This window comes from Serratia sp. 2723, assembly GCF_050434425.1.
Classification (GTDB): domain Bacteria; phylum Pseudomonadota; class Gammaproteobacteria; order Enterobacterales; family Enterobacteriaceae; genus Chania.
Genome location: NZ_JBNDIN010000007.1, coordinates 111981 through 135396, shown reverse-complemented (window position 1 = coordinate 135396; position 23416 = coordinate 111981). Strand labels below are relative to the sequence as shown.

The 23416-nt window shown below is 52.8% G+C and carries 22 protein-coding genes; 16 read left to right on the top strand and 6 right to left on the bottom strand.

Going from position 1 to position 23416, the window contains the following annotated elements; all coding sequences use genetic code 11:
* Positions 1 to 82: 82 nt before the first annotated feature.
* Both cspE and dsrB read left to right on the top strand, forming a co-directional pair.
* Positions 83 to 295 (top strand): transcription antiterminator/RNA stability regulator CspE, encoded by a 213-nt coding sequence (gene cspE, locus ABIE29_RS12910; RefSeq protein WP_004946278.1) that lies wholly within the window; start codon positions 83 to 85, stop codon positions 293 to 295.
* A gap of 288 nt (positions 296 to 583) precedes the next feature.
* Positions 584 to 784: a protein DsrB gene (gene dsrB, locus ABIE29_RS12905; RefSeq protein WP_248944454.1), complete on the top strand. Its 201-nt coding sequence runs from the start codon at positions 584 to 586 to the stop codon at positions 782 to 784.
* Between the two features lie 175 nt (positions 785 to 959).
* Here the strand turns inward: dsrB and rcsA are convergent, their stop codons facing one another.
* Entirely contained in the window at positions 960 to 1589 is a 630-nt protein-coding gene (gene rcsA / locus ABIE29_RS12900) for a transcriptional regulator RcsA (RefSeq protein ID WP_429619176.1), read from the bottom strand.
* A gap of 177 nt (positions 1590 to 1766) precedes the next feature.
* Complete coding sequence (locus tag ABIE29_RS12895; protein WP_429619175.1) at positions 1767 to 1973, bottom strand: hypothetical protein; 207 nt, start codon at positions 1971 to 1973, stop codon at positions 1767 to 1769.
* A gap of 272 nt (positions 1974 to 2245) precedes the next feature.
* On the opposite strand from ABIE29_RS12895, the gene ABIE29_RS12890 reads away from it, so the two are divergent.
* Positions 2246 to 2581 (top strand): hypothetical protein, encoded by a 336-nt coding sequence (locus ABIE29_RS12890; RefSeq protein ID WP_429619174.1) that lies wholly within the window; start codon positions 2246 to 2248, stop codon positions 2579 to 2581.
* Here the strand turns inward: ABIE29_RS12890 and ABIE29_RS12885 are convergent.
* Positions 2535 to 3947: a pyridoxal phosphate-dependent decarboxylase family protein gene (locus ABIE29_RS12885; protein WP_429619173.1), complete on the bottom strand. Its 1413-nt coding sequence runs from the start codon at positions 3945 to 3947 to the stop codon at positions 2535 to 2537. The genes ABIE29_RS12890 and ABIE29_RS12885 overlap by 47 nt on opposite strands.
* 105 nt (positions 3948 to 4052) lie before the next feature.
* Here ABIE29_RS12885 and ABIE29_RS12880 point away from each other — a divergent pair, with 105 nt between their 5' ends.
* From ABIE29_RS12880 to kynA, 4 genes are all read left to right on the top strand, one after another.
* Positions 4053 to 4925 (top strand): LysR substrate-binding domain-containing protein, encoded by an 873-nt coding sequence (locus ABIE29_RS12880; protein ID WP_429619172.1) that lies wholly within the window; start codon positions 4053 to 4055, stop codon positions 4923 to 4925.
* Between the two features lie 474 nt (positions 4926 to 5399).
* Entirely contained in the window at positions 5400 to 6098 is a 699-nt protein-coding gene (locus ABIE29_RS12875; protein WP_429619171.1) for an MgtC family protein, read from the top strand.
* A gap of 258 nt (positions 6099 to 6356) precedes the next feature.
* Positions 6357 to 9119 carry a magnesium-translocating P-type ATPase gene (mgtA, locus tag ABIE29_RS12870; protein WP_429619170.1) on the top strand — a complete coding sequence of 921 codons (2763 nt, stop codon included), beginning with the start codon at positions 6357 to 6359 and terminating at the stop codon, positions 9117 to 9119.
* Between the two features lie 201 nt (positions 9120 to 9320).
* On the top strand, positions 9321 to 10163 hold the full coding sequence (gene kynA, locus ABIE29_RS12865) for a tryptophan 2,3-dioxygenase (RefSeq protein ID WP_429619169.1): 843 nt from the start codon (positions 9321 to 9323) through the stop codon (positions 10161 to 10163).
* 58 nt (positions 10164 to 10221) lie between these two features.
* Here kynA and ABIE29_RS12860 read toward each other — a convergent pair whose 3' ends face one another.
* The 3 genes from ABIE29_RS12860 to ydgT all read right to left on the bottom strand — a co-directional run bounded on the left by ABIE29_RS12860 (position 10222) and on the right by ydgT (position 12472).
* Complete coding sequence (locus ABIE29_RS12860) at positions 10222 to 11253, bottom strand: NADP-dependent oxidoreductase (RefSeq protein ID WP_429619168.1); 1032 nt, start codon at positions 11251 to 11253, stop codon at positions 10222 to 10224.
* Positions 11254 to 11692: 439 nt separating this feature from the next.
* Positions 11693 to 12103 carry a universal stress protein UspC gene (gene uspC / locus ABIE29_RS12855; protein WP_429619167.1) on the bottom strand — a complete coding sequence of 137 codons (411 nt, stop codon included), beginning with the start codon at positions 12101 to 12103 and terminating at the stop codon, positions 11693 to 11695.
* A 153-nt stretch (positions 12104 to 12256) separates the two neighbouring features.
* A complete protein-coding gene (gene ydgT, locus ABIE29_RS12850) occupies positions 12257 to 12472 on the bottom strand; it encodes a transcription modulator YdgT (protein ID WP_429619166.1) in 216 nt (71 codons plus the stop codon).
* Positions 12473 to 12663: 191 nt separating this feature from the next.
* On the opposite strand from ydgT, the gene ABIE29_RS12845 reads away from it, so the two are divergent.
* The 9 genes from ABIE29_RS12845 to ABIE29_RS12805 all read left to right on the top strand — a co-directional run bounded on the left by ABIE29_RS12845 (position 12664) and on the right by ABIE29_RS12805 (position 23402).
* Positions 12664 to 12921 (top strand): hypothetical protein, encoded by a 258-nt coding sequence (locus ABIE29_RS12845; RefSeq protein ID WP_429619165.1) that lies wholly within the window; start codon positions 12664 to 12666, stop codon positions 12919 to 12921.
* Between the two features lie 907 nt (positions 12922 to 13828).
* Positions 13829 to 14179, top strand: coding sequence for a flagellar transcriptional regulator FlhD (gene flhD, locus ABIE29_RS12840; RefSeq protein WP_429619164.1), 351 nt, complete (start codon positions 13829 to 13831; stop codon positions 14177 to 14179).
* Positions 14179 to 14763, top strand: coding sequence for a flagellar transcriptional regulator FlhC (gene flhC, locus ABIE29_RS12835; protein ID WP_429619163.1), 585 nt, complete (start codon positions 14179 to 14181; stop codon positions 14761 to 14763). Before flhD ends, flhC begins: the two co-directional genes overlap by 1 nt.
* Positions 14764 to 14908: 145 nt before the next feature.
* A complete protein-coding gene (gene motA, locus ABIE29_RS12830) occupies positions 14909 to 15799 on the top strand; it encodes a flagellar motor stator protein MotA (protein WP_429619162.1) in 891 nt (296 codons plus the stop codon).
* Positions 15796 to 16872, top strand: a complete 1077-nt coding sequence (motB, locus tag ABIE29_RS12825) for a flagellar motor protein MotB (RefSeq protein WP_429619161.1) — start codon at positions 15796 to 15798, stop codon at positions 16870 to 16872. The genes motA and motB overlap by 4 nt, the downstream gene beginning before the upstream one ends.
* A 4-nt stretch (positions 16873 to 16876) precedes the next feature.
* A complete protein-coding gene (cheA, locus tag ABIE29_RS12820; protein WP_429619160.1) occupies positions 16877 to 18844 on the top strand; it encodes a chemotaxis protein CheA in 1968 nt (655 codons plus the stop codon).
* Positions 18845 to 18875: 31 nt separating this feature from the next.
* Entirely contained in the window at positions 18876 to 19376 is a 501-nt protein-coding gene (gene cheW, locus ABIE29_RS12815) for a chemotaxis protein CheW (RefSeq protein WP_429619159.1), read from the top strand.
* 638 nt (positions 19377 to 20014) lie between these two features.
* Complete coding sequence (gene tsr, locus ABIE29_RS12810; protein WP_429619158.1) at positions 20015 to 21682, top strand: methyl-accepting chemotaxis protein; 1668 nt, start codon at positions 20015 to 20017, stop codon at positions 21680 to 21682.
* Positions 21683 to 21770: 88 nt separating this feature from the next.
* Entirely contained in the window at positions 21771 to 23402 is a 1632-nt protein-coding gene (locus tag ABIE29_RS12805) for a methyl-accepting chemotaxis protein (protein ID WP_429619157.1), read from the top strand.
* The last annotated feature ends 14 nt before the right edge of the window (positions 23403 to 23416 follow it).

Sequence of the window (23416 nt, the reverse complement as noted above, 5' to 3'; positions counted from 1 at the left end):
CTTTCTAGTGCCTCCATAAGTAACTGATGACCGGCTATTTCATGCCCATGGTGGCTTAAATTTTTTATTGAAGGAATTCAACATGTCTAACATGATCAAAGGTCAAGTGAAGTGGTTCAACGAGTCTAAAGGTTTTGGTTTCATCACTCCTGCAGACGGCAGCAAAGATGTGTTCGTACACTTCTCTGCAATTCAGGATCAAGGCTTCAAGACCCTGGCTGAAGGCCAGAACGTACAGTTCTCTATCGAGAACGGTGCTAAAGGTCCGTCAGCGGCTAACGTTACCGCTATCTAATCGGCCTCTCGCTGATTAACAAAAACCCGCCAAGGCGGGTTTTTTTGTGTCTGCGATTTGAGCCCGGAGGCGGAAAACCCTTCAGGATGGTATGCCTGGAGGTCTGAAAGACCAGCCTTACATTCTGCTAAGCTTGAATGGTCATCGCTGCATGATGGTTCAGGGGGCATCACGTAAAGTATACCGCTGTGCCATGGGCCTCTACTTAACTGAGAAGCATTACGCAATAGTGGGTTCTTTTCGTCAACTGTAATAGACTGATATCCGTGATAAATAACGAGGTAGAGAATGAAAGTTAACGATCTGGTGACGGTAAAGACCGACGGCGGCCCTCGTCGGGAAGGGGTAGTGCTGGAAGTTGAAGTGTTTAGTGAAGGCACGATGTATCTGGTGTCACTAGAGGATTACCCGGCGGGTGTGTGGTTCTTTAATGAGATCGATAGCCGAGATGGCACCTTTGTAGAACTGCGCAGCGCTGAACAGGATTAACTCTTTTCCTTGCCGCTGGTCTGGTGGGGGGGGTGAAACCCAGCTGCACAGTGATGCGATGTTGAAAGCCTGCCAAAATACCCGCAGCGGCAGCATTGCCGCTGAAAACGGGCATTTTTCTATCGCACTCTAAGCCACCCTGTTCCGCTGTCGCTTTACTTGGTCGCAACGGCTATCAGCGGCTATTGACAAAAATGCCGCTGGTGAGGGTGTCGGTCAGGCGGACAACATGGTAGATGATCTGCTTGTTGTGCGTTTTGATCTTTCTTTTGATGTTTCCCTTATGGGAAGAAACGGTTTTCACCTTGATCTGCATTTGATCGGAGATCTGGATGGTGCCTTGGCCGGACATCCACATGCGCAGCATGTTTGACTCGGTTTGGCTTAGTGTGACAGGAGTCTGATCCAGCGAACTTTTTTCCGGGCGAACCAGCTTTCTTTCGAGGTAGTGGTTAAGCAACTGGCTCATGGTTTGCGGTTTAATCGATTTTGACGAGATGATTACGTTCTTGCGGACGTATAAATAATCGTCGAAATGCACGTTGGTGATGGCCATGAAAATAAAGAATAGAGTATCGGGATTAAGAGAGATCACGCGTTTTATTCTTTCTGTCGCATTCGCCTCATGAATGAAGCAGTCTTCATTCAGGAATACCATATTTGGCTTAAGTTTGGTGCATTTTTCATGCAGCCCGTCGATATGATTGACTGAGCTAATCTGACGCTTTTTCATACCGTGCGACGTCAGGTAGTCGGTTAATCCTAATCTGGTGTAACTGCATGAATCCATAATAATTATTGGCATAAAGCCCCCCTGCTTAAGTCCGTTTCCACGCGGTTATAAAAAGAAAAGCCTGAAGATAAAGGCTAAAAGTTATAAAAAAATCACATTTTATGAATGCAACTTTCTATCAATAAAACCGGCATGACTCAACGTATTTTCGAATTATATTTTTAAATCTATCAAAACCATTAGTTTAGCTTAAGTCGACATATTATGCCCCATGGCTACGTTGAGGCTGTAAATATCAGTAGATGCTAGGTAGTCAGCCTTAAATGTGTTGCCAAGGCCAGGTATTTTCATCTTGGTACTATTTTTTACTGGTCGGATAATTCTTAAATTTGTCTTATGGCTCGCGGTGACGCCTGAATTGGCATTTTTTGATTGATTTTTCTGCTTCTGTTCCATCAGTAAACGCCATTAAGTTTGCTTAATCAATTGATTGTATCAATGTATTGGTGCAAATGGTAACGGTTCTTGGTCCTATTGGCGAAATTGGTGGGGCTATTAATTATAAAAACCTAACAACAATATGTAGTTCTGCTAACCATGTTGCCTTTAATTAAATAACTTATATGAATTGTTTCATTTTGAAACTATTTGCTGGTAAATAACTTACGCGGCGACACATCGGTTTTCCTGACGTATCTTGGTGCGCAGAGCGAATGTAATGCTGCCAAGTGCGACTTCAACTTATCAATCAGGAGGCCAGGTGGATCACTATCAGTTTGGGCACCCCATTGGTGCAGCGCTTGAGGGCTGGCAACCTGCGGGTGAAGCGGGAAAACAGAGTCTCCAAGGGCGTTTCTGCTTTTCGTCAGGCGATGACCAGAAAGAGACGCAACGGCGACACGGACTGGCTATCCATCATCGATGGTAAATGGCCGTTATTGCGCGAGGCGTTTACCGCCTGGCTATCTCCGCTGAATATTGCTACCGACGGCCAGCAGAAACAACGCCTCGCGATTTTTAGGGTTCGGCCCGACAAGCCTGCATTGATGCCAGTGCCAGAGTAATATCCTGCTCTTCGGTCATCCAATTCACCAAGGCAGCCCGGATACCCGGTTGACCCGCATAGCGGGTGGGCGTGCAGCGCACCACGCCGTGCCGGTCTAGGCGATCGATAAAGCGGTTGCGTGCGGCGGTGGCATCGCCTGTGACGCCCTTCAGCGCAAAACACACGATGTTCAGGCCCACCGGGGCCAGCAGGCGGAAGCCTTCACTGGCCGCCAATCCGTCACCTAAGCGGCGCGCTAGCGTCACGTTACGTTCGACGATCTCCCGCATACCGCTGCTGCCGTAGGCTTTCAATGCCATCCACAAGGGCAGGGCACGAAAACGCCGCGAGTTCTCAGGCGTCAGGTGCAAATAGTTGTCTGGGCGCAACGCGGGTTCTTCCAGATAGGCCGAGTGATTCTGGAACACCTGCATCTGCAATGCCAGATGACGGGTAAATTGAATGGCGCTGTCATAAGGGACATTCAGCCATTTATGCGCATCAACTGTGATTGAGTCCGCCTGGTGCCAGCCGTCCAGCAGATGGGCCAAGTGAGGGGAGCTGGCCGCGATCCCCCCAAAGGCGGCATCAACATGCAACCAGAAGGGATAGCGTGCACGTAATGCCAGCAGGCGGGGCAGATCGTCGAAAACGCCAGTGTTTACCGTGCCTGCGCTGGCAAGCACTATCGTCGGGACATCCGGCGTGGCGGCAAGATGACGTTCAAGCGCCTCGATATCAATAGCTTCGCAATCAGCCTGGCTGGCGATAGACTTTAAAGCGTCACGCCCAATACCGAGCATGCTGAGCGCTTTCACGCTGCTGGCATGGGCATTGGCGGAAAGGACCTGAATCGGTCCCAAGGCTGCCAGGCCAAGCTGTGCTACATCGATCCCGCGCTGTTGCCCTAACCACTGGCGGCCGATGGCGATCCCGGTGAAGTTGGCCATGGTGGCCCCGCTGACGAAGCTACCGCTGAAGCCGGCGGGCAATTGCAGCAGCGTTTTCAGTTGCTCAATCGTCGCCAACTCGATCGCTGCCGCCACGGTATCATGGCTCAGTTGGCTATTCTGGTCGGCAGTGCTAACCAACCAGTCGGCAGCCAGTGCCGCAGGGGTGCTACCGCCGGTGACAAAACCAAAGTAACGCGGCCCGGCACTGCCGGAAAGGCCAGCCTCATAGCGTTGCCAAAACGCTTCTAACGCCGCTAATGCCCCGCAGCCCTCTTCGGCCAGCCGATCGTCACCGGTTTGCAACCGTTGTTCGGTCAAGGGCGGGCATACCGGGCGCTGGCTCAAGCTGGCAAGGAAGCCCTGCGCCAGTTGGTTGGTATGGTCAAGAATGCGGGGTAAATCGTCGAGATCCTGCTGCAAACGTGGGTGCATGGTCATGCCTTGGGTTAGGGGTCAGTATGTTTGCACTATAGGTGAACCTGATTAGTGCTAATATCGATAAAAAATGGCCCTTTTGGATAGCAAGGCTAACCAGCAATGAATGAGCGTCTTCCTCTGCATATTTTGCCAACCTTTGTGATCGCCGCCCGGCTGGAGAATTTGCGTGCCACGGCGCAACGCGTCAGCCTGACTCATGGTGCCGTTAGCCAACAAATCCAACTGCTCGAACAGGCTATTGGTTATCCACTCTTTGAACGCTCCGGGCGTGGGATTCGGCTAAATGCTGCGGGGCGCGAACTTTTGGCGGCTACTGAGCCTGCCTTACTCGCTTTGCAACAGGGCGTTGACCGGGCCAGACGGATAGCGGAAAGCCAGATGTTGCGCATCAGCGTGCTGCCTTCCTTTGCGCATTACTGGTTGTTGCCCAGATTGGCGGAGTTTCATCGTGCTTGTCCTGGGCTCAGGTTGGATATTGACGCCTCGCTGGTGATACAGGATCTTGGCCGCAAAGGATTCGATGCCGCGATCCGCATTGGTGATGGTCAATGGCCAGGCGTTCAGGCGCAGCGTATCGCTTCTGGAGTCGTGCTGCCGGTAGCGGCCCCGGCGCTGGCCAGGCAATGGCAGGAGGCATTTGATGCTGGAGATCCCCTGGTTCCGCTGCTTGAGCATGACGTGACTCCCTGGCATAGCTGGTTTAGCAGCGTAGGGAAAATTGGCGGTGGGCAACAGTTGGCGCTGTTCAACGATGCAGGGTTACTGCTACGTGCGGCCGAGCAGGGGTTTGGTATTGCTCTGGTGAAGGCCGTGCTGGCGGAGGATGCGATTGCAGCAGGGCGCTTGGTGCCGCTGGCGGCCGCACTGCATTTGAACGATAACGATGTCTATCTGGTATGGCCACAAGCCGCCGGTTTGACGCCTGAGGTGGAGGCGTTACTGAACTGGTTACAGCAACAGCTCGTATCGTAGGGGGCCGCACACTGCGCCCGATTAGCCCCCTTATATTATTGTGCCTATAACAGTCATTAAATAAGGGTAATATTCGGTTTATCTTTTGTTTAATATTTTCACCTTTACTTCATAACCTCATGTAACTATACTCCAGCCAAAATTACCGTGGAGAAAACCAATTGGACAGTTGCAGTAGTAGCGAAATAATAAAGGCAAGTTGACCAATCTCCTGTGATTTGTTGCTTGCCGAATACGGCGGGCAGCACCCCTCTCTAAGTTATTCCGAGCTGTGCAAACCCGAACATGATTGTTATCCCCAAGGCGCTTGCGCATTGGGCGTATTGATTCGGACTTAATTATGGTATTTAACCATCATCACGGCCTTTTCCCTCCGGGCACCCATACGCTGACCCGCTGATTAATTATCGGCGCGATTTCGCGTGTGCTTAACGGCACATGATTCAACCTCAATGATTAATTAAGGGGAAGATCATGGCTATGACTCCTTTTATCCTGAATTTATTCCTGGCGATGGGCCTGGGCGCCGTTATCGGTGCCGAGCGTCAATGGCGACAGCGTATGGCGGGTTTGCGTACCAATTCTTTGGTCGCGACCGGGGCCGCCGTTTTTATTCTGAGCTCTTTTAACACCGAGCCTTCCAGCGCAGGGCGTATTGCGGCGCAGATCGTTTCCGGTATCGGTTTTCTCGGTGCTGGCGTGATTATGCGGGAAGGGCTGAATATCCGTGGCCTGAACACGGCGGCCACTTTGTGGTGCTCTGCGGCTATCGGTGTGTTATGTGGCCTGGGGCAGCATTGGGAAGCCGTCTGCGCCACCCTGGTGATCCTGTGTGCCAATATCCTGCTGCGTGAAGCGGCGCAGCGCATCAACCTGCAACCACAGCAGCAGGCGGTGGATCTGGAGCTGCGTTATCGTGTCCAGGTGACCTGCGGGGAGCAGGATGAAATCCTGGTTCGTACCCTGATCCTACAGGCATTGAACGGTGTGGCATTACGCCTGCAATCGCTGCGTAGCGCCGATATTGCCATTCCGGGCCAGTTGGAAGTCTGTGCGGAAATTGTGGCTAATCCGGCCGCGCAAAAAGAGATTGAAGGCATTGTCTGCCGTATTAGTTTAGAACGCAGCGTGAGTGCCGTGCATTGGCGCGTCGCGTCAGAATTACCCGTTTAATGATAATTAACCTTCACCTGACAGGTGATAAGGATGTGTTATGCAAGCACCCCCAGAGATTTTATTATTCTGCGTATACCCGTCGTCTTTCAAGCTGTAGCGTTGTTAGCTGCACTCACTCACCCCAGTCACTTACCCAAAAGTAAGTTCCTGGGGATGAGTAAGCTTGTCACCTGGCTACAACTTGAAATCCATAGGGTATATTAATGGAATAAACATTACGTTAATAAAGTAAACCAAATAAATTCCACTTTGTGCATGTTCACCCGGTATTACGGGCGGGATAACCCTGTGCGCAAAGTAAAAAAAGAGAATAGCGTCATGACCCATATTAAAAAGAATAGCCACCGCCGTGATAAACAGCGCGAGCCGTATGCCATTGCTCTCGAGGCAAAGAACAGCCTCGATCAAACGTTGGCTAATTTAAACTGTAACCGCATCGGATTAACTCAGGAAGATGCCCAGGAACGTTTGCAGTATTTTGGTAGCAATCAGGTTGCCCATGAGAAGGCACCACATGCGCTGGTGCAGTTAGTCAGCGCGTTTAACAATCCGTTCATCTTTGTATTGATGGTGCTGGCAGGGATCAGTTTCTTTACCGATTACTGGTTGCCCATGCAAAACGGTGAGGAAACCGATCTTACCGGCGTCATCATTATCCTGATCATGGTTGCGTTGAGCGGTTTGTTGCGCTTCTGGCAGGAATACCGCACCAACAAAGCGGCCGAATCACTCAAATCGATGGTACGTACCACGGCAACGGTGTTGCGCCGCAGTAATTTCAGCACCCAGGCGATAGCCGTGGAAATTCCCATTCGTGAGTTGGTTCCGGGCGACATTATTCAGCTCTCCGCCGGGGACATGGTACCTGCAGACCTCCGCTTGCTCAGTTCACGCGATCTGTTTATCAGCCAGGCCATCTTGACCGGCGAAGCTATTCCGATCGAAAAATACGATGCCTTGGCCGACGTGAGCCAAAAGTCCAGCGAGATTGATGCCTCCAGCGAAAGCGAACTGCTGGAGTTGGCCAATATCTGCCTGATGGGCACCAACGTGGCCAGCGGAACGGCGACGGCGGTGGTGGTCGCAACCGGTGGCCGCACCTACTTTGGCTCCCTGGCTAAGTCGATCGTCGGTACCCGTTCGCAAACTGCCTTTGATCGTGGGGTAAACAGCGTTAGCTGGCTGTTGATCCGCTTTATGTTGGTGATGGTGCCGATCGTTTTGCTGATTAACGGTTTTACCAAGGGAGACTGGACGGAGGCGGCCTTGTTTGCCTTGGCCGTCGCCGTGGGGCTGACGCCGGAAATGCTGCCGATGATTGTCAGCTCGAACCTGGCGAAGGGCGCCATTGCCATGGCGCGCCGCAAGGTGGTGGTCAAACGGCTGAATGCGATCCAGAACTTTGGCGCGATGGACGTGCTCTGTACCGATAAAACCGGCACCCTGACGCAGGATCGCATCATTCTGGAACACCATCTGGATGTGAATGGAAGCAAGGATAACCACGTGCTGCATTTAGCCTGGTTGAACAGCGTCCATCAGAGCGGCATGAAGAACCTGATGGATCAGGCGGTGATCCGTTTTGGCCTGGGCCAGCCAGGCGTTGAGGCGTTGGGACGTTACGGCAAGGTTGATGAACTGCCGTTTGATTTTATACGTCGTCGTTTGTCGATAGTGGTACAGGATGAACAACAGCGCCAACTGCTGATTTGCAAAGGTGCAGTTGAAGAGATGTTGGAGATTGCCACTCACGTCCGTGTCGGGCAGGAGGTGTTGACGCTTGACGAGGCTCGTCGTGCCGATTTGCAGGCGTTGGCCTGCCAGTACAATGAGGATGGTTTCCGCGTGCTGGTGCTGGCAACGCGAGATCTGGGTCTGGAAGGTTGCTCTCTGCCACTGAGCATGGTAGATGAACGCGACCTGGTGATTGAAGGCCTGCTGACCTTCCTCGATCCGCCGAAAGAGAGTGCTCGTGATGCGATAGCAGCCTTGCAGGAAAATGGCGTAGCGGTGAAAGTGCTGACCGGCGACAACCCGGTGATCACTTGTAAAATCTGTCGTGACGTCGGCCTGGATCCGGGAAGGCCGCTCTCCGGCCTGGAGATTGAACAGATGGACGATGTCCATCTGATGCATGAGGTTGAGCAGCGTACGGTATTCACCAAGCTGACGCCGCTGCAAAAATCGCGCGTACTGAAAATGTTGCAGGCTAATGGCCACACCGTGGGCTTCCTGGGGGATGGCATTAACGACGCCCCGGCGTTACGCGATGCCGACGTGGGCATTTCTGTCGATACCGGTACCGATATCGCCAAGGAGTCCGCCGATATCATCCTGTTGGAAAAGAACCTGATGGTACTGGAAGAAGGGGTGATCAAAGGGCGTGAAACCTTCGGCAATATCATCAAGTATCTGAACATGACCGCCAGTTCCAACTTCGGCAATGTGTTCTCGGTGCTGGTGGCCAGTGCGTTTATTCCGTTCCTGCCGATGCTGGCGATCCACCTGCTGTTACAGAACCTGATGTACGATATCTCCCAGCTTTCCCTGCCGTGGGACAAGATGGACAAAGAGTTCCTGCGTAAACCCCGCAAGTGGGATGCCAAGAATATTGGTCGCTTTATGCTGTGGATTGGGCCGACGTCGTCGATTTTCGACATCACCACCTATGCGTTGATGTGGTTCGTGTTTGCCGCCAATAGCGTAGAGCATCAGGCGTTGTTCCAGTCCGGCTGGTTTATTGAAGGGCTGCTGTCTCAGACGCTGGTGGTACATATGTTGCGTACCCAGAAGATCCCGTTCATTCAGAGCACGGCGGCTCTGCCGGTGTTGTTGACCACCGGAATTATTATGGCACTCGGTATCTATATACCCTTCTCGCCGCTCGGGGCATGGGTTGGGCTGCAACCGCTGCCGTGGGAATACTTCCCTTGGCTGGTGGCCACGCTGGTGAGCTACTGTGTGGTGGCGCAATTGATGAAGCGTTTCTACATCCGTCGCTTTGGCAAGTGGTTCTAATCTACGTTTGCGCCGGGCGTTATGCCCGGTGATAAACCTCAATCGGCCCGTTTAAATCCGATATCAGCACCGGATATGCGAGGCAGCTCTCGTTAATTGTTACGTTAATGTTGCCAGGATGGACTATTGTCTTCTCTTTACTGGCTAACCAGCAACGCGCGTTACGCTTGCCAAAGGCGTAACGCGACTCGGAGAGAGAACATGAATCAGCGGGAACTAGAAAGTGCCATCGTCACCGATTTTTCCAAGCGCATGAGCTATGGTGATTACCTGTGCCTGGATCGATTATTGGATTGTCAGCAGCCACTTTCCAACCCACAACATCATGATGAGATGCTGTTTGTGGTGCAACATCAGACCTCGGAACTGTGGATGAAACTGATGCTGCATGAGCTGCAGGCAGCCAGGACCCTGGTGCAGCAGGATAAGCTCAGCCACTGTTTTAAGATCCTGGCCAGGGTGAAGCAGATCCAGCGTCTGCTGTTTGAGCAATGGGCGGTGCTGGAAACGCTGACTCCGTCGGAATATGTGGAGTTCCGTGGCGTGCTGGGTAACTCGTCGGGTTTCCAATCTCATCAATATCGTTCGATCGAGTTTTTGTTGGGGAACAAAAATGCCGCCATGCTGGCCGTCTTCAGCGAAGATACGCCAAAATATGCCGCGCTGAAAGCGATCCTCGAAGCCCCGAGCCTGTATGACGAATTCCTCCGCTATCTTTCCCGCCACGGTCTTGCGGTGCCTCAGGCATGCATTGAACGAGACTGGACCCTGCCTTACCAGCGCAATCCAGAGCTGATACCGGTGTTCAAACTGATTTACGATAATCCGCAAACCTACTGGGCGGCCTACGAAATGGCTGAGAAGCTGGTGGATATCGAGGAAAGTTTCCATCTATGGCGTTTTCGCCATATGAAAACGGTCGAGCGGATCATTGGTTTTAAATCAGGAACCGGCGGCTCCAGCGGTGTCAGTTTTCTGAAGAAGGCGCTAGAGTTGACCTTTTTCCCGGAACTGTTGGACGTGCGCACCGAAATTGGCGCTTGACTGCTTGGTCTAGACATCAAGCAGTAGCATCAGGGCGCGTAGCGCCCTGAACAGCGGATCACTCCTCGGCGACGCGGATAATCAGCTTGCCGAAGTTTTTCCCTTTCAGCAGCCCGAAAAAGGCCTGAGGGGCATTTTCTAACCCGTCGACTACGTCCTCGCGGAATTTGATCTTGCCTTGGCTGACCCATTCCCCCATCTGTTGTAGAAACTCACCGAAGTTTTCCGCGTAATCATCGAAGATGATAAAACCCTGCATTTTGATGCGGTTGCGCAGGATAATGCCTTGTAACAACGGCAAGCGATCTGGGCCTGGTGGTAACTCGGTCGCGCTGTAGTGGGCGATCATGCCACAGACGGGGATCCGTGCCTTGGTATTGAGTAAAGGAATAACCGCATCGAATACTGCGCCGCCGACGTTTTCATAGTAAATATCGATGCCCTGTGGACAGGCCGTCGCCAGTTGGGCAGCAAAGTCGGCCGAGCGGTGATCGATACAGGCATCAAACCCCAGTTTTTCCACCACATAGCGGCATTTTTCTGTGCCACCTGCCACGCCCACCACGCGGCATCCTTTCAGCTTGGCAATTTGACCTACCACGGAACCTACGGCTCCGCTGGCTGCCGCGACGACCAGAGTTTCGCCTGCCTGTGGCTGGCCGATATCCAGCAGCCCCATATAGGCGGTAAAACCGGGCATACCCAATACGCCAAGGGATCGGGAAGGGTGATCCAGCTTGGCACCCAGATTACGCAGGCCGCTGCCGTCCGATAACGCATGGCTTTGCCACCCATCGTAACCTAACACCCAATCCCCAACGTTAAAGTCTGGATGTTGTGAAGCCTGCACGCGGGATACGGTACCGCCGACCATCACTTCGCCTATCTGTACCGGGGGGGCATAAGAGGGCGCATCGCTCATACGGCCACGCATATAGGGATCTAACGAAAGATAAACCGTGCGCAGCAACAGCTGCCCGGCGGCGGGTTGTGGGATGGGGCTGGTTTCCAGGCGGAAATTGTCTGCCTGCGGTTCCCCGTGTGGGCGTGAAGCTAAAACAAAACGGCGGTTAAGTGCTTGCTGGGACATCGATGACTCCTTGGCGACGGTGTAGAACGAAGGGTGTTCAGGTACTGGCTAGTCTAGTTAATCTGCCACAGTGGAAAATAGCGTTATGTGCGCACTTATGTGAAAACGTAATAAGCATGGCGGGAACCTTATTGAAAAATATAGCGTAATAGTTGCGCTGGCTGAATGTTTGTTGAATCTTCTTATATCGCGAAGAAAAATAACAATAGGAATCTGATTGTCAACCATAACTATCGGTGGTGTTTAATATTGGGCAATGCTGATGGTTATGCGATAATTCCGATTTCGTATATTGACTATGGTGATGACATTAAGGCTGGGCTGTAGCATAAACGATGCTTCGTGGGCGATCAGGTAATTCTTGTGGCCTACTTAATTTGATCTAAGAAAAAAGAGCTGCGCCTTGAACATGAATAGAAAGTGGGAGGTGATGAGTGTGTTATAGCGGAACGATCAACACGTCAATGCTGCTGGTATTGATAAAGCGTGCGGCGGAGCAGGCCACTTTATTCATCATGCTATCGTTATGGTTGCCGCAGATAACCAGATCAAAGGGCTGCTGCTGGTTGGCGTAGGCCAGACAGTCGCCCAACTCACCGTGAATTATCCGCGTAGCGATGTGGGGATAGTTTGCCCGTAGACATAGTTCGTCCATAAACATCAGCGTCTCTTCCTCCATCAACGCACGCAGATCACCTAGCATGGGGGCGGGGAAAATCTCGGCATTGGCAATGATGCTGACTAACGTGATTTTCCCATCACTGGGACGCACGATGGAGACGGCTTTCTCTACCAGCCGGTGGCTGTCCGCTGCGACTGCCACCGTAACCAGAACGTTGCGATATCCCATGTTCTACTCCCGTTGCCTGGATGTGTACTAAAAGGGTAGAGCAACGCCTGCGCAATAAATGTGGTTTGTATCACGCGCAACGCTAAATCCCTGGGCAAGGGAGAGATTCCGCCATAAAAGATAAAAAGATGCACGCAGAGGAGCCAGGGGGGGCTAAAGCACCTGTGCCCAGAGTGACTTTGGCACTTTACCCAGGTCGAACAGTTTGCCAGATACCAGTTCCGCACGGCGATGATCCGCAGCACGGTACATGTTGCTCATTTCATTGTTGTCCGTCAGTGAATAATTCAGCTTGTCGTAGACTTTTTCCAGACTGTCCAGGTTGGAACATTTGCGAAACGTCATCAGGTAATCAATGGTACTTGTCATAGTTAAAACATAGCCTATTAATAGTATTAAACCGGAAAAAACTCTCACATGTTCGCAGAAATCGCCATAAGAATGAAGAGATGTCGCCAGGCAAAATATGAGTAAATGGAACGCGCTTAACCAAAATACCCCTGAAAGGGGAAGAGGCACCACCGAATGATAATGTGTGCCGAGCATCTGGGCAATATATCTTGACAGATAAACTGTCAATTAGGGGGAATCTTACCTTATTGGCTCTAGGAGGGGAGTTTGCCTGCATAGCTCTGCGTTTCTTTGCCATGGGCAAAGAAAGTGATAACGGCAGTGGTTTTGGCGGTAACGCCGTAAAGTGGATGCTCGATGTATTTTCATGGTGCGAATTTAGAAATCTTGCTGAAGAGGGGGTAAGGCTTAAACATAATCCAGCTAACGCCGAAAAGTGGCTGGACAATAAAGAAAGGATGTTCTGATGCACTTTTTTTCGTCGACAGGAGATGTTAGGAATTTTCTACATAATAGATCGGATACTTTAAGTAATAATTAAAATACCAAGTGAGGATCAATTTTCTACTTTCCTTGCTGATTATTGCGAGTTGACATTATTTTTTTTGACTTGCCCCTACCGATGTTCCTCCCGCCTACCCTGACTACGAAACACATTGTTACTTCTGTTAACTTGCTTGGCCCTGAATACAACACCTTTTAGCCGCGGGGTCCGCCCTGTCGAAAATTGAAACAGCCGCAACAGTTAAATCTTACTTTTCAGTTGCGGGAGGTTTTAGTGGGTAACTCTGATTCATAAAGAGCTGGTTTTAAATGACAATCAGTGTTTTAAGCTGCTCTGGTGGCGGGGTGGCAGATTTTTTCTCTGCGATTTGGCTTTAGTTAAGCGTTTGTTCGAATTGATCTAAAAACTGGTGTTTTTCGGCTATAAAACATGGTTTTTAAGACCCTTTCTTACTTTAGTGTGTTTATTGCACAGATGGGTGGTTGATAAATGGTCAGATTTTGGCCTTTTTAAGTTAGATTTTTTTTATTTTTGTGACGCACGTCACATTGTTTTTAAAATTGCGGGTCACTTACGTTGTGTGGGTTAAGTGATCGGGGGTAGAGTTGCGCTGCTATTAAGATTAATCTTATAATTTTTGTAAAAATAGTCTTACAAAAAACACACTTTTGAAGCAGGATGCTGTATATCCATACATGTAATTGCATGTATATCAAATACTGAGTAACAACCCGAAATGTAAATAGTCGTGTAGTTATTGCGGCTGGCGTACAGGGAATTGTTTGCCAACTTTGGGAATGAACCCAGGTCATGGGCGATAATTTATCACCCAGCGTATGTTTTTAAACATAGTCTGTCGGGATGGGAATATGGGTACGTCTGAACTACTTAAACATATTTATGACATTAACTTGTCATATTTGCTTCTAGCACAGCGTCTGATTAACGATGAAAAAGCGTCGGCAATGTTCCGTCTGGGTATTGATAACTCGATGGCGGATGCGCTGTCGCAGCTCACGTTGCCGCAAATGGTAAAACTGGCAGAAACTAATCAACTGGTTTGCCACTTCCGTTTCAACGACCACAATACTATCGAGCGCCTGACGAAAGAATCCCGCGTGGACGATCTGCAACAGATCCACACTGGCATTTTGTTATCGAGCCATTTACTCAAAGAATTATCGGGTAAAAGCGGTAGTGTGACGAAGAAAAGAGCGTGATGATGAGTGAGAAAAGTATTGTTCAGGAAGCCAAAGACATTCAACTCGCCATGGAATTGATCACGCTGGGCGCGCGCTTGCAGATGTTGGAGAGCGAAACTCAGCTTAGCCGTGGGCGATTGATCAAACTGTACAAAGAATTACGTGGCAGTCCGCCGCCTAAAGGTATGCTGCCATTCTCGACCGACTGGTTCATTACCTGGGAGCAGAACATCCACTCGTCGATGTTTTTCAATGCTTACCAGTTCCTGCTCAAAAGCGGTCAGTGCCACGGCGTTGAGGCCGTGGTCAAAGCCTATCGATTGTATTTGGAACAGTGCCCGCAGCAGCCAGGCGAACCCCCGCTGCTGGCGCTGACACGAGCCTGGACGCTGGTGCGTTTTGTCGACAGCGGTATGTTGCAGCTATCCGCCTGCAGCTGTTGTGGTGGGACCTTTATCACCCATGCGCACCAGCCGCTTAACAGTTTTGTCTGCAGTTTATGCCAACCCCCATCCCGCGCAGTAAAAAGACGTAAACTTTCGCCGCAACTGGCCGATATTATTCCACAACTGCTGGACGAGCAGGTTAAACGCGCAGTCTGAGCCAGCTTGCAGGCTTATACAACAACACAGACTGGTGAAACTCAAGGGCTCGGTACTCAGAGCCCTCTGATACGGCCCGTGCTGTAGCCGAATTTCACCCGCGCTGACTCACCTTCCATCCACATTGTGAATTTAAGGAATACGTGTGCTAGTTATTTTGGGATATCTCGTGGTACTGGGTACGGTGTTTGGCGGCTATATGATCGTCGGCGGACATCTGGGCGCGCTGTATCAGCCAGCCGAATTTCTGATCATCGGTGGTGCCGGCGTGGGGGCCTTTATCGTCGGTAACAACGGTAAAGCGATTAAAGCCACGATACGCGCGCTTCCCAAGCTGATGCGTGGCTCAAAATACAACAAAGAACTGTATATGGACCTGATGGCGTTGCTGTACCGACTGATGGCCAAATCCCGCCAGCAGGGTATGTTGTCGCTGGAGTTCGATATCGATAATCCGCAGGAAAGCGAAATTTTCTCTAATTATCCGCGCATTCTTGCCGATAACCATTTGGTGGAATTTATTACCGACTACTTGCGATTGATGGTGAGCGGCAATATGAACGCCTTTGAGATCGAAGCGTTGATGGATGAAGAGATTGAAACCTTCGAACACGAGAGTGAAGTTCCTGCGAGCAGCCTGGCGATGGTCGGCGATTCGTTACCGGCTTTCGGCATAGTGGCCGCCGTGATGGGGGTGGTGCACGCACTCGCGTCGGCTGACCGACCCGCGGCGGAATTGGGGGCAATGATCGCCAACGCGATGGTGGGAACCTTCCTCGGTATCCTGCTGGCCTACGGCTTTATCTCGCCGCTGGCTACCGTGCTGCGCCAGAAAAGTGCCGAAACTACCAAGATGATGCAGTGCATCAAGGTCACGTTGCTGTCGAGTTTGAATGGGTATGCCCCGCAGATCGCGGTCGAGTTTGGCCGTAAAACGTTGTACACCACGGAACGCCCTTCCTTCGTTGAGCTGGAAGAGCATGTGCGCAAGGTGAAAGCCCCGGCACAGCAGGCGACGGAAGAGCAGGACGCATGAAACAGGATCACCCGGTCATTCTGGTCAAAAAACGCAAAGCCAATCATGCCGGTCATCATGGCGGTTCCTGGAAAATTGCCTATGCCGATTTTATGACGGCGATGATGGCGTTTTTTCTGGTGATGTGGTTGCTGGCGATTGCCAGCCCGCAGGAGTTGACGCAGATAGCCGAATATTTCCGCACCCCATTGAAGGTGGCGCTGACCGGCGGCGACAAGAGCAGTTCGGAAAGCAGCCCAATTCCGGGCGGTGGGGACGATCCAACCCAGCAGCAAGGGTTGGTCAAAAAACAGATGGACTCACCGGAAAAGCGTGCGGAAGAGCTGCGCCTGAACAAGCTGCGCGAGAAGCTCGATGAGCTGATTGAGTCGGACCCGCGCCTGAAAGCGTTGCGGCCGCATTTGCTGATCAACATGATGGACGAAGGATTGCGCATTCAAATTATCGACAGCCAGAACCGGCCGATGTTCAAGACCGGTAGCGCACAGGTGGAAAGCTATATGCGCGATATCCTGCGTGGGATAGCGCCGATCCTCAATGGATTATCGAACAAAATCAGCCTGTCAGGCCATACCGACGATCTGCCTTATGCTACCGGTGAGCGCTACTACAGCAACTGGGAGCTGTCCGCCGATCGTGCCAATGCCTCGCGGCGTGAACTGATCGCCGGTGGTTTGGCCGAAGGCAAGGTCTTGCGGGTGGTTGGGATGGCTTCGACCATGAACCTGAAACAGCACGGCGGTGATGATGCGGTTAACCGGCGAATCACCATTCTGGTGTTGAACAAAGAAACCCAACAGGGGATAGAACACGAGAATGCGGAGAGCAGAGCTACGGAAATCGATCAGCCGGAAGGACTGAAGCAGTTGGCTCCGCAGGCGACGGCACCGGTTATGGCAACACCGGAATTACCGCCGACGCCGCCTGCTCCAAGCGCCGAACTGCCGGCAACGCAGGGCACGCCAGAGCAACCTCCGGCAGCGGTGAAAACCGCAGACACCGGGCCGACAGCGGCTATTCCGGCGGCACCTTCCGCCACTTCACCGACTAACAGCGACTCACAGCAGAGGTGACCCCGTGAGCATGGACATTAGCGCTTTTTATCAGACCTTTTTTGATGAGGCAGACGAGCTGCTGGCCGATATGGAGCAACATCTGTTGGAGCTGGATCCGCTGGCCCCGGATATTGAACCACTGAACGCGATTTTTCGCGCCGCCCACTCGATCAAGGGCGGGGCGGCCACCTTCGGCTTTAGCGTGCTGCAGGAAACCACCCACCTGCTGGAGAATTTGCTGGATGGTGCCCGGCGTCAGGAAATGAGCCTGAGTACCGAAATTATCAACCTGTTTCTGGAAACCAAAGACATTATGCAGGAGCAACTGGACGCCTATAAAACGTCGCAACAACCCGATAGCGAGAGCTTTGAGTATATTTGTCAGGCGTTGCGGCAGTTGGCTTTGGAAGCGCAACAGCAGGATGCTCCTGCGGCGGCGGTAACGGTAACCTCACCGGTGGTTCCTGCCGCTGCTCCGGCCGCGAACGAAGGCGGGATGCGGATCAGCCTAAGCGGCCTGAAGCCGAATGAAATTCCGCTGATGATGGAAGAGCTGGGCAATCTGGGCGAGGTGGAAAACCCGCAGCAGACCGAGACCAGCCTGGAGGTCACTTTACTGACCTCTGCCAGTGAGGAGGATATCAGCGCGGTGCTGTGTTTTGTGCTGGAACCGGAACAGATTGCCTTTTCCACGCCGCCGAAGGCCGTGGCGCAGGTCAGCACGCCGGAACCTGTTGCCGTTGTCACCCCTACCGCGCCCGCTACGGTGGCTGAAGCGCCGAAGCCCAAAGCCAAGGCCAGCGAGTCCACCAGCATCCGCGTGGCGGTAGAAAAGGTCGATCAACTGATCAACCTGGTGGGGGAATTGGTGATCACTCAGTCGATGTTGGCTCAACGTTCCGGCTCCCTGGATCCGGTCAACCACGGCGATCTGCTCAACAGCATGAGCCAGCTGGAGCGTAACGCACGCGACCTGCAAGAGTCGGTGATGTCGATCCGCATGATGCCGATGGAGTACGTTTTCAGCCGTTTCCCGCGTCTGGTACGCGATCTGGCCAGCAAGCTGGACAAGAAGGTGGAGTTGACGCTACGGGGCAGCTCTACCGAACTGGACAAGAGTCTGATTGAACGCATTATCGATCCGTTGACGCACCTGGTGCGCAACAGCCTGGATCACGGTATTGAAGAACCTGGCGCGCGCCTGGCCGCCGGTAAGGCCGAAGTCGGTAATCTGATCCTGTCTGCCGAACACCAGGGCGGCAATATCTGCATTGAAGTCACCGATGACGGTGCTGGCCTCAACCGCCAGAAAATTCTCGCCAAGGCTGCTTCACAGGGGCTGGCGGTGAGTGACAACATGAGCGATGAAGAGGTCGGCATGCTGATCTTTGCCCCGGGTTTCTCCACTGCCGAGCAGGTGACCGACGTCTCCGGGCGTGGAGTGGGCATGGATGTGGTGAAGCGAAATATTCAGGAGATGGGCGGCCATGTCGAAATCCATTTCCAGGCCGGGAAGGGCACCTCAATCCGCATTTTGCTGCCGCTGACGCTGGCCATTCTTGACGGAATGTCGGTCAAGGTGAATGAGGAAGTGTTCATTCTGCCACTGAATGCCGTGATGGAGTCATTGCAACCGCAGGCCGAGGATTTGCATCCGCTGGCCGGTGGGGAGCGTGTGCTTCAGGTACGTGGCGAATATCTGCCTCTGGTCGAGCTGTATCGGGTGTTTGAGGTTGACGGGGCCAAAACCGAAGCCACCCAGGGCATTGTGGTGATTTTGCAAAGTGCAGGCCGTCGCTATGCGCTGCTGGTCGATCAACTGATCGGTCAGCACCAGGTGGTGGTGAAAAATCTGGAAAGCAATTATCGCAAGGTACCAGGCATTTCCGCTGCCACCATTCTGGGGGATGGCAGCGTGGCGCTGATTGTGGATGTTTCGGCGCTGCAAACGCTGAACCGGGAAAAGCGTCTGACTGACGCTGCCGCATAATTATTAACCGACTGATTTAAAGGTGATCGAAATGGCAGGACTGGCAGCCGTCAGCAAACTGGCTGGCGAAACGGTAGGTCAGGAGTTCCTGATTTTTACCTTGGGTGACGAAGAGTATGGCATTGATATCCTCAAGGTTCAGGAGATCCGCGGTTACGATCAGGTAACGCGCATCGCCAACACCCCGACGTTTATCAAGGGCGTGACCAATCTGCGTGGGGTGATCGTGCCGATTATCGATCTGCGCGTGAAGTTTGCCCAGCAGGATGTCTCTTATGATGAAAACACCGTAGTGATCGTGCTGAACTTCGGCCAGCGGGTGGTGGGGATCGTGGTGGATGGCGTGTCTGATGTGCTGTCGTTAACGGCGGAACAGATCCGCCCGGCCCCCGAGTTTGCGGTCACGCTGGCGACGGAATATCTTACCGGTCTGGGGTCGCTCGGTGAACGTATGCTGATCCTGGTGGATATCGAAAAGCTGCTGAGCAGCGAAGAGATGTCGCTGGTGGACAACATAGCGAAAAGCGCCTGATTGCCTTGAATGCACCGCAGATTGACTAAGTTGCTGTGTGTGATGGTGTAACTGGTGAGGCGTATTGGCGTCAGTTCCCCTCACCCCAACCCTCTCCCACAGGGAGAGGGAGCTGGTACGGCGCTGTGTTCAGGTGCAGAAGCTAATCTGTAAAACGTGCGATATTGGCTGTAGTTAATCAGTGGTACTTTCGTTTCCTTTGCCCTTTGGGAAAGTTGTGATCGGGATGATGTGAAGGACGCATACGGTACTAATCAGTTGCACGTTCTGTTCCTTCTCCCACAGGGAGAGGGAGCTGGTACGGCGCTGTGTTCAGGTGCAGAAGCTAATCTGTAAAACATGCGATATTGGCTGTAGTTAACCAGTGGTACTTTCGTTTCCTTTGCCCTTTGGGAAAGCTGTAATCGGGATAACGTGAAGGACGCATACGGTACTAATCAGTCGCACGTTCTGTCCCCTCTCCCTGTGGGAGAGGGAGAGGGTGAGGGGCCATCCCTTCGCCGAGCTAAAATCTTACCCCCCGCGCAATACAAAAAAATAGTTACAGATTTTTCTTAAAGTTCTCTTCTGCCACGCCGATAACCCAGACAGTTAACGTACACAGCGCTTGTCTGTGCGGGCTTCCAAGAAGGGTAAAAATGTTTAATCGTATGAAGGTGGTCACCAGCTTATTGCTGGTGCTGGTGTTATTCGGTGCCTTGCAGCTGGTTTCTGGTGGGCTGTTTTTCACTTCTCTGAAAGATAACAAAGAAAATTTTACCGTACTGCAAACTATCCGACAGCAGCAGTCAGAACTGAATGAAAGCTGGGTAAACCTGCTGCAAACACGCAATACCCTCAACCGTGCCGGGATCCGCTACATGATGGACCTCAATAAAGAGGGGTCTGGTGCCACCGTTGATGAACTGCTGGTCTCGGCGAAAAACACCTTGAGCATGGCGGAACAGCACTACGCTGCCTATGAAAAAATCCCTCTGGATGCTCGGCAGGATGCCGCAGCGGCAGACGAACTCAAGCAGCGCTATACCACTTTGCACACTGCACTGTCGGAACTGATCCCACTGTTGGGTGACGGCAAGCTGGATGCCTTCTTTGAACAGCCTACTCAGCGTTATCAGACTGAATTTGAACAGCTCTATAACCGCTACCTGACTCAGAACGACAAGCTATACCAGATCGCGGTCGAAGATGGCGACAGTTCTTTCGAATTCGCCGTTTGGACTCTGGGCGTGGTGCTGGTACTGGTGGTTGCGGTGATCGCTATGGTCTGGTTCGGCATCCACCATATTCTGGTGCGTCCACTCAACCGTATGATTGAGCACATCAAACTGATCGCCGCAGGCGATCTGACTCACCAGATCGACGTCAACAGCCGCAACGAAATGGGGGTGCTGGCAGCCAGCCTCAGGCATATGCAAGGCGAACTGATCAACACCGTCAGCGGCGTACGTCAGGGAGCCGATGCCATCTACAGCGGTGCTTCCGAGATTGCCGCAGGTAACAACGATCTCTCTTCCCGCACCGAACAGCAGGCCGCCTCGCTGGAAGAAACCGCCGCCAGCATGGAGCAGTTGACCGCCACGGTGAAACAGAACGCCGAAAATGCCCGTCAGGCGAGCCAACTGGCGTTGAGCGCCTCAGAAACCGCGCAGAAAGGCGGCAAGGTGGTTGCCAACGTGGTGCAAACCATGCACGACATCGCTGGCAGCTCGCAGAAAATTGCCGATATCACCAGCGTGATCGACGGCATCGCCTTCCAGACCAACATCCTGGCGCTGAATGCGGCGGTAGAAGCCGCTCGTGCCGGTGAACAGGGCCGTGGTTTTGCCGTGGTTGCCGGTGAGGTACGTAACCTGGCAAGCCGCAGCGCGCAGGCGGCCAAAGAGATCAAAGGCCTGATTGAAGACTCGGTTAGCCGCGTCGATATGGGCTCGGTGCTGGTGGAAAGCGCCGGTGAAACCATGGGCGATATCGTCAATGCCGTCACCCGTGTCACCGACATCATGGGTGAAATTGCTTCGGCCTCCGACGAGCAGAGCCGTGGTATCGATCAGGTTGGCCAGGCGGTTGCCGAAATGGATCGCGTCACCCAACAGAACGCCTCTTTGGTCGAAGAATCGGCCTCTGCAGCGGCAGCTCTGGAAGAGCAGGCCAGCCGCTTGACCCAGTCCGTCGCGGTATTCCGACTGAAAGCGGAAGGTCAACACGAGTTCAAGTCATCAGCCAACAGTAAAGTCGTTACCCCGGTAATCAATCATAAAAAAATGAACGCCAGCGATCCGCAGGAGAACTGGGAAACGTTCTAACCGGCATTGGGCTGCGTTCTTCTCGCGAGATCGTGGCCCTTTTTTCCGTCCTAAGTCGTGTTAACCCGCGGCTACCTGGAGGTTTATCGTGTTTAACCGAGTCCGTATCTCTACCAGTCTGTTTTTATTACTGCTGACCTTTTGCCTGATGCAACTGGTTAGCACTGGCTTGTCGTATACCGCTTCCCGCTCCGATAACCACAATCTTAATCTGATTAGTCTGGGTAGCCAGCAGCGTGATGCCCTCAGCCTGAGCTGGGTTTCCCTGCTACAGGCACGCAACACCTTGAACCGGGCCGGCACCCGTGCAGCGCTGAAAGTGCCGCAAGAACAGGTCGACGCCCTGATGGGCAACGCCCACAGTTCCTTGCAGAAAGCCGATCTCTATTTTAATCAGTTCCTGGCCGTCTCGCGTAACAGCGACCAGGAGCAGCAACTGACAGAAACCACCGCAGCCAGCTATGAGCGGCTACGCGGTGCGTTGCGTGAGCTGGTCGTCTTCCTGGAGGGCGGCAACCTGCAGGGCTTTATGGCTCAACCTACGCAGAAAATGCAGGACCTGTTTGAAGCCGACTTCGTCCAGTACCTGCAGTTGGTCAACGAAAATATCGCCCAGGCCAATGCGGCCAACCAGCGATCCTTCACGCTGGCCGGTTGGCTGGTGTGCGGCGCGGTACTGATGCTGATCCTGGTGACCGCCAGCGCCATGTGGTGGTTGCGTAATATGCTGGTTCAGCCGCTGAATATTATGCGCAGCCACTTTGACCGTATCGCCGACGGCGACCTGGCCACGCCGATCCAGGTGTATGGCCGCAACGAAATCAGCAAGCTGTTTGCCAGCCTGCACCGTATGCAGCACTCGTTGATTGGCACCGTTGGCGCGGTGCGCGAAGGTGCCGAGTCGATCCTGCTCGGGCTACAGGAGATCTCGGAAGGTAATAACGATCTCTCGTCCCGCACCGAACAGCAGGCCGCCTCGCTGGAAGAGTCCGCCGCCAGCATGGAGCAGTTGACCGCCACGGTGAAACAGAACGCCGACAATGCCCGCCAGGCCTCAAAGCTGGCGCGTGATGCCTCTGTCACCGCTGCCAAGGGCGGGGAAATGGCCGACGATGTGGTCACCACCATGCACGATATTGCCAGTAGCTCGCAGAAAATTGGCGCCATTACCAGCGTGATCGACGGTATTGCCTTCCAGACCAATATCCTGGCATTGAACGCGGCGGTTGAAGCGGCGCGCGCGGGTGAACAAGGGCGTGGCTTTGCCGTGGTGGCCGCTGAGGTGCGCAATCTGGCACAGCGTAGCGCCCAGGCAGCGAAAGAAATCAAAATGCTGATCGATGAGTCGGTTAGCCGTGTTAAGCAGGGGTCGGTGCTGGTCGAAGACTCCGGTGCCACCATGAAGGATATCGTGCGTTCAGTGACCCGCGTTACTGACATCATGGGCGAAATTTCTTCGGCCTCCGATGAGCAAAGCCGTGGTATCGAGCAGGTTACTCAAGCCGTGACCCAGATGGATCAGGTGACGCAACAGAACGCCGCGTTGGTGGAACAGGCCGCCTCGGCTGCGGCGGCATTGGAAGAACAGGCTATTACGCTGGCCGATGCGGTAGCGGTATTCCGCCTGGCGGACGACAACATCACCTTGTCAGAAAGTCTTAACAACGGAGTTTTATCAGTGGCTAAGGAAGCAACTAGTGACAAATTATACAGAGTGTAACAGCGAATTGGGTG

Excerpts from the sequence above, each read along its gene's own strand:
- cspE (WP_004946278.1), top strand. The coding sequence starts at position 83 with ATGTCTAACATGATCAAAGGTCAAGTGAAGTGGTTCAACGAGTCTAAA.
- ABIE29_RS12880 (WP_429619172.1), top strand. The coding sequence starts at position 4,053 with ATGAATGAGCGTCTTCCTCTGCATATTTTGCCAACCTTTGTGATCGCC.
- tsr (WP_429619158.1), top strand. The coding sequence starts at position 20,015 with ATGTTTAATCGTATGAAGGTGGTCACCAGCTTATTGCTGGTGCTGGTG.
- rcsA (WP_429619176.1), bottom strand. The coding sequence starts at position 1,589 with ATGCCAATAATTATTATGGATTCATGCAGTTACACCAGATTAGGATTA.
- kynA (WP_429619169.1), top strand. The coding sequence starts at position 9,321 with ATGAATCAGCGGGAACTAGAAAGTGCCATCGTCACCGATTTTTCCAAG.
- ABIE29_RS12895 (WP_429619175.1), bottom strand. The coding sequence starts at position 1,973 with ATGGAACAGAAGCAGAAAAATCAATCAAAAAATGCCAATTCAGGCGTC.
- dsrB (WP_248944454.1), top strand. The coding sequence starts at position 584 with ATGAAAGTTAACGATCTGGTGACGGTAAAGACCGACGGCGGCCCTCGT.
- cheW (WP_429619159.1), top strand. The coding sequence starts at position 18,876 with ATGGCAGGACTGGCAGCCGTCAGCAAACTGGCTGGCGAAACGGTAGGT.
- ABIE29_RS12875 (WP_429619171.1), top strand. The coding sequence starts at position 5,400 with ATGGCTATGACTCCTTTTATCCTGAATTTATTCCTGGCGATGGGCCTG.
- flhD (WP_429619164.1), top strand. The coding sequence starts at position 13,829 with ATGGGTACGTCTGAACTACTTAAACATATTTATGACATTAACTTGTCA.
- ABIE29_RS12885 (WP_429619173.1), bottom strand. The coding sequence starts at position 3,947 with ATGCACCCACGTTTGCAGCAGGATCTCGACGATTTACCCCGCATTCTT.
- motB (WP_429619161.1), top strand. The coding sequence starts at position 15,796 with ATGAAACAGGATCACCCGGTCATTCTGGTCAAAAAACGCAAAGCCAAT.
- flhC (WP_429619163.1), top strand. The coding sequence starts at position 14,179 with ATGATGAGTGAGAAAAGTATTGTTCAGGAAGCCAAAGACATTCAACTC.
- ydgT (WP_429619166.1), bottom strand. The coding sequence starts at position 12,472 with ATGACAAGTACCATTGATTACCTGATGACGTTTCGCAAATGTTCCAAC.
- mgtA (WP_429619170.1), top strand. The coding sequence starts at position 6,357 with ATGTTCACCCGGTATTACGGGCGGGATAACCCTGTGCGCAAAGTAAAA.
- uspC (WP_429619167.1), bottom strand. The coding sequence starts at position 12,103 with ATGGGATATCGCAACGTTCTGGTTACGGTGGCAGTCGCAGCGGACAGC.
- ABIE29_RS12860 (WP_429619168.1), bottom strand. The coding sequence starts at position 11,253 with ATGTCCCAGCAAGCACTTAACCGCCGTTTTGTTTTAGCTTCACGCCCA.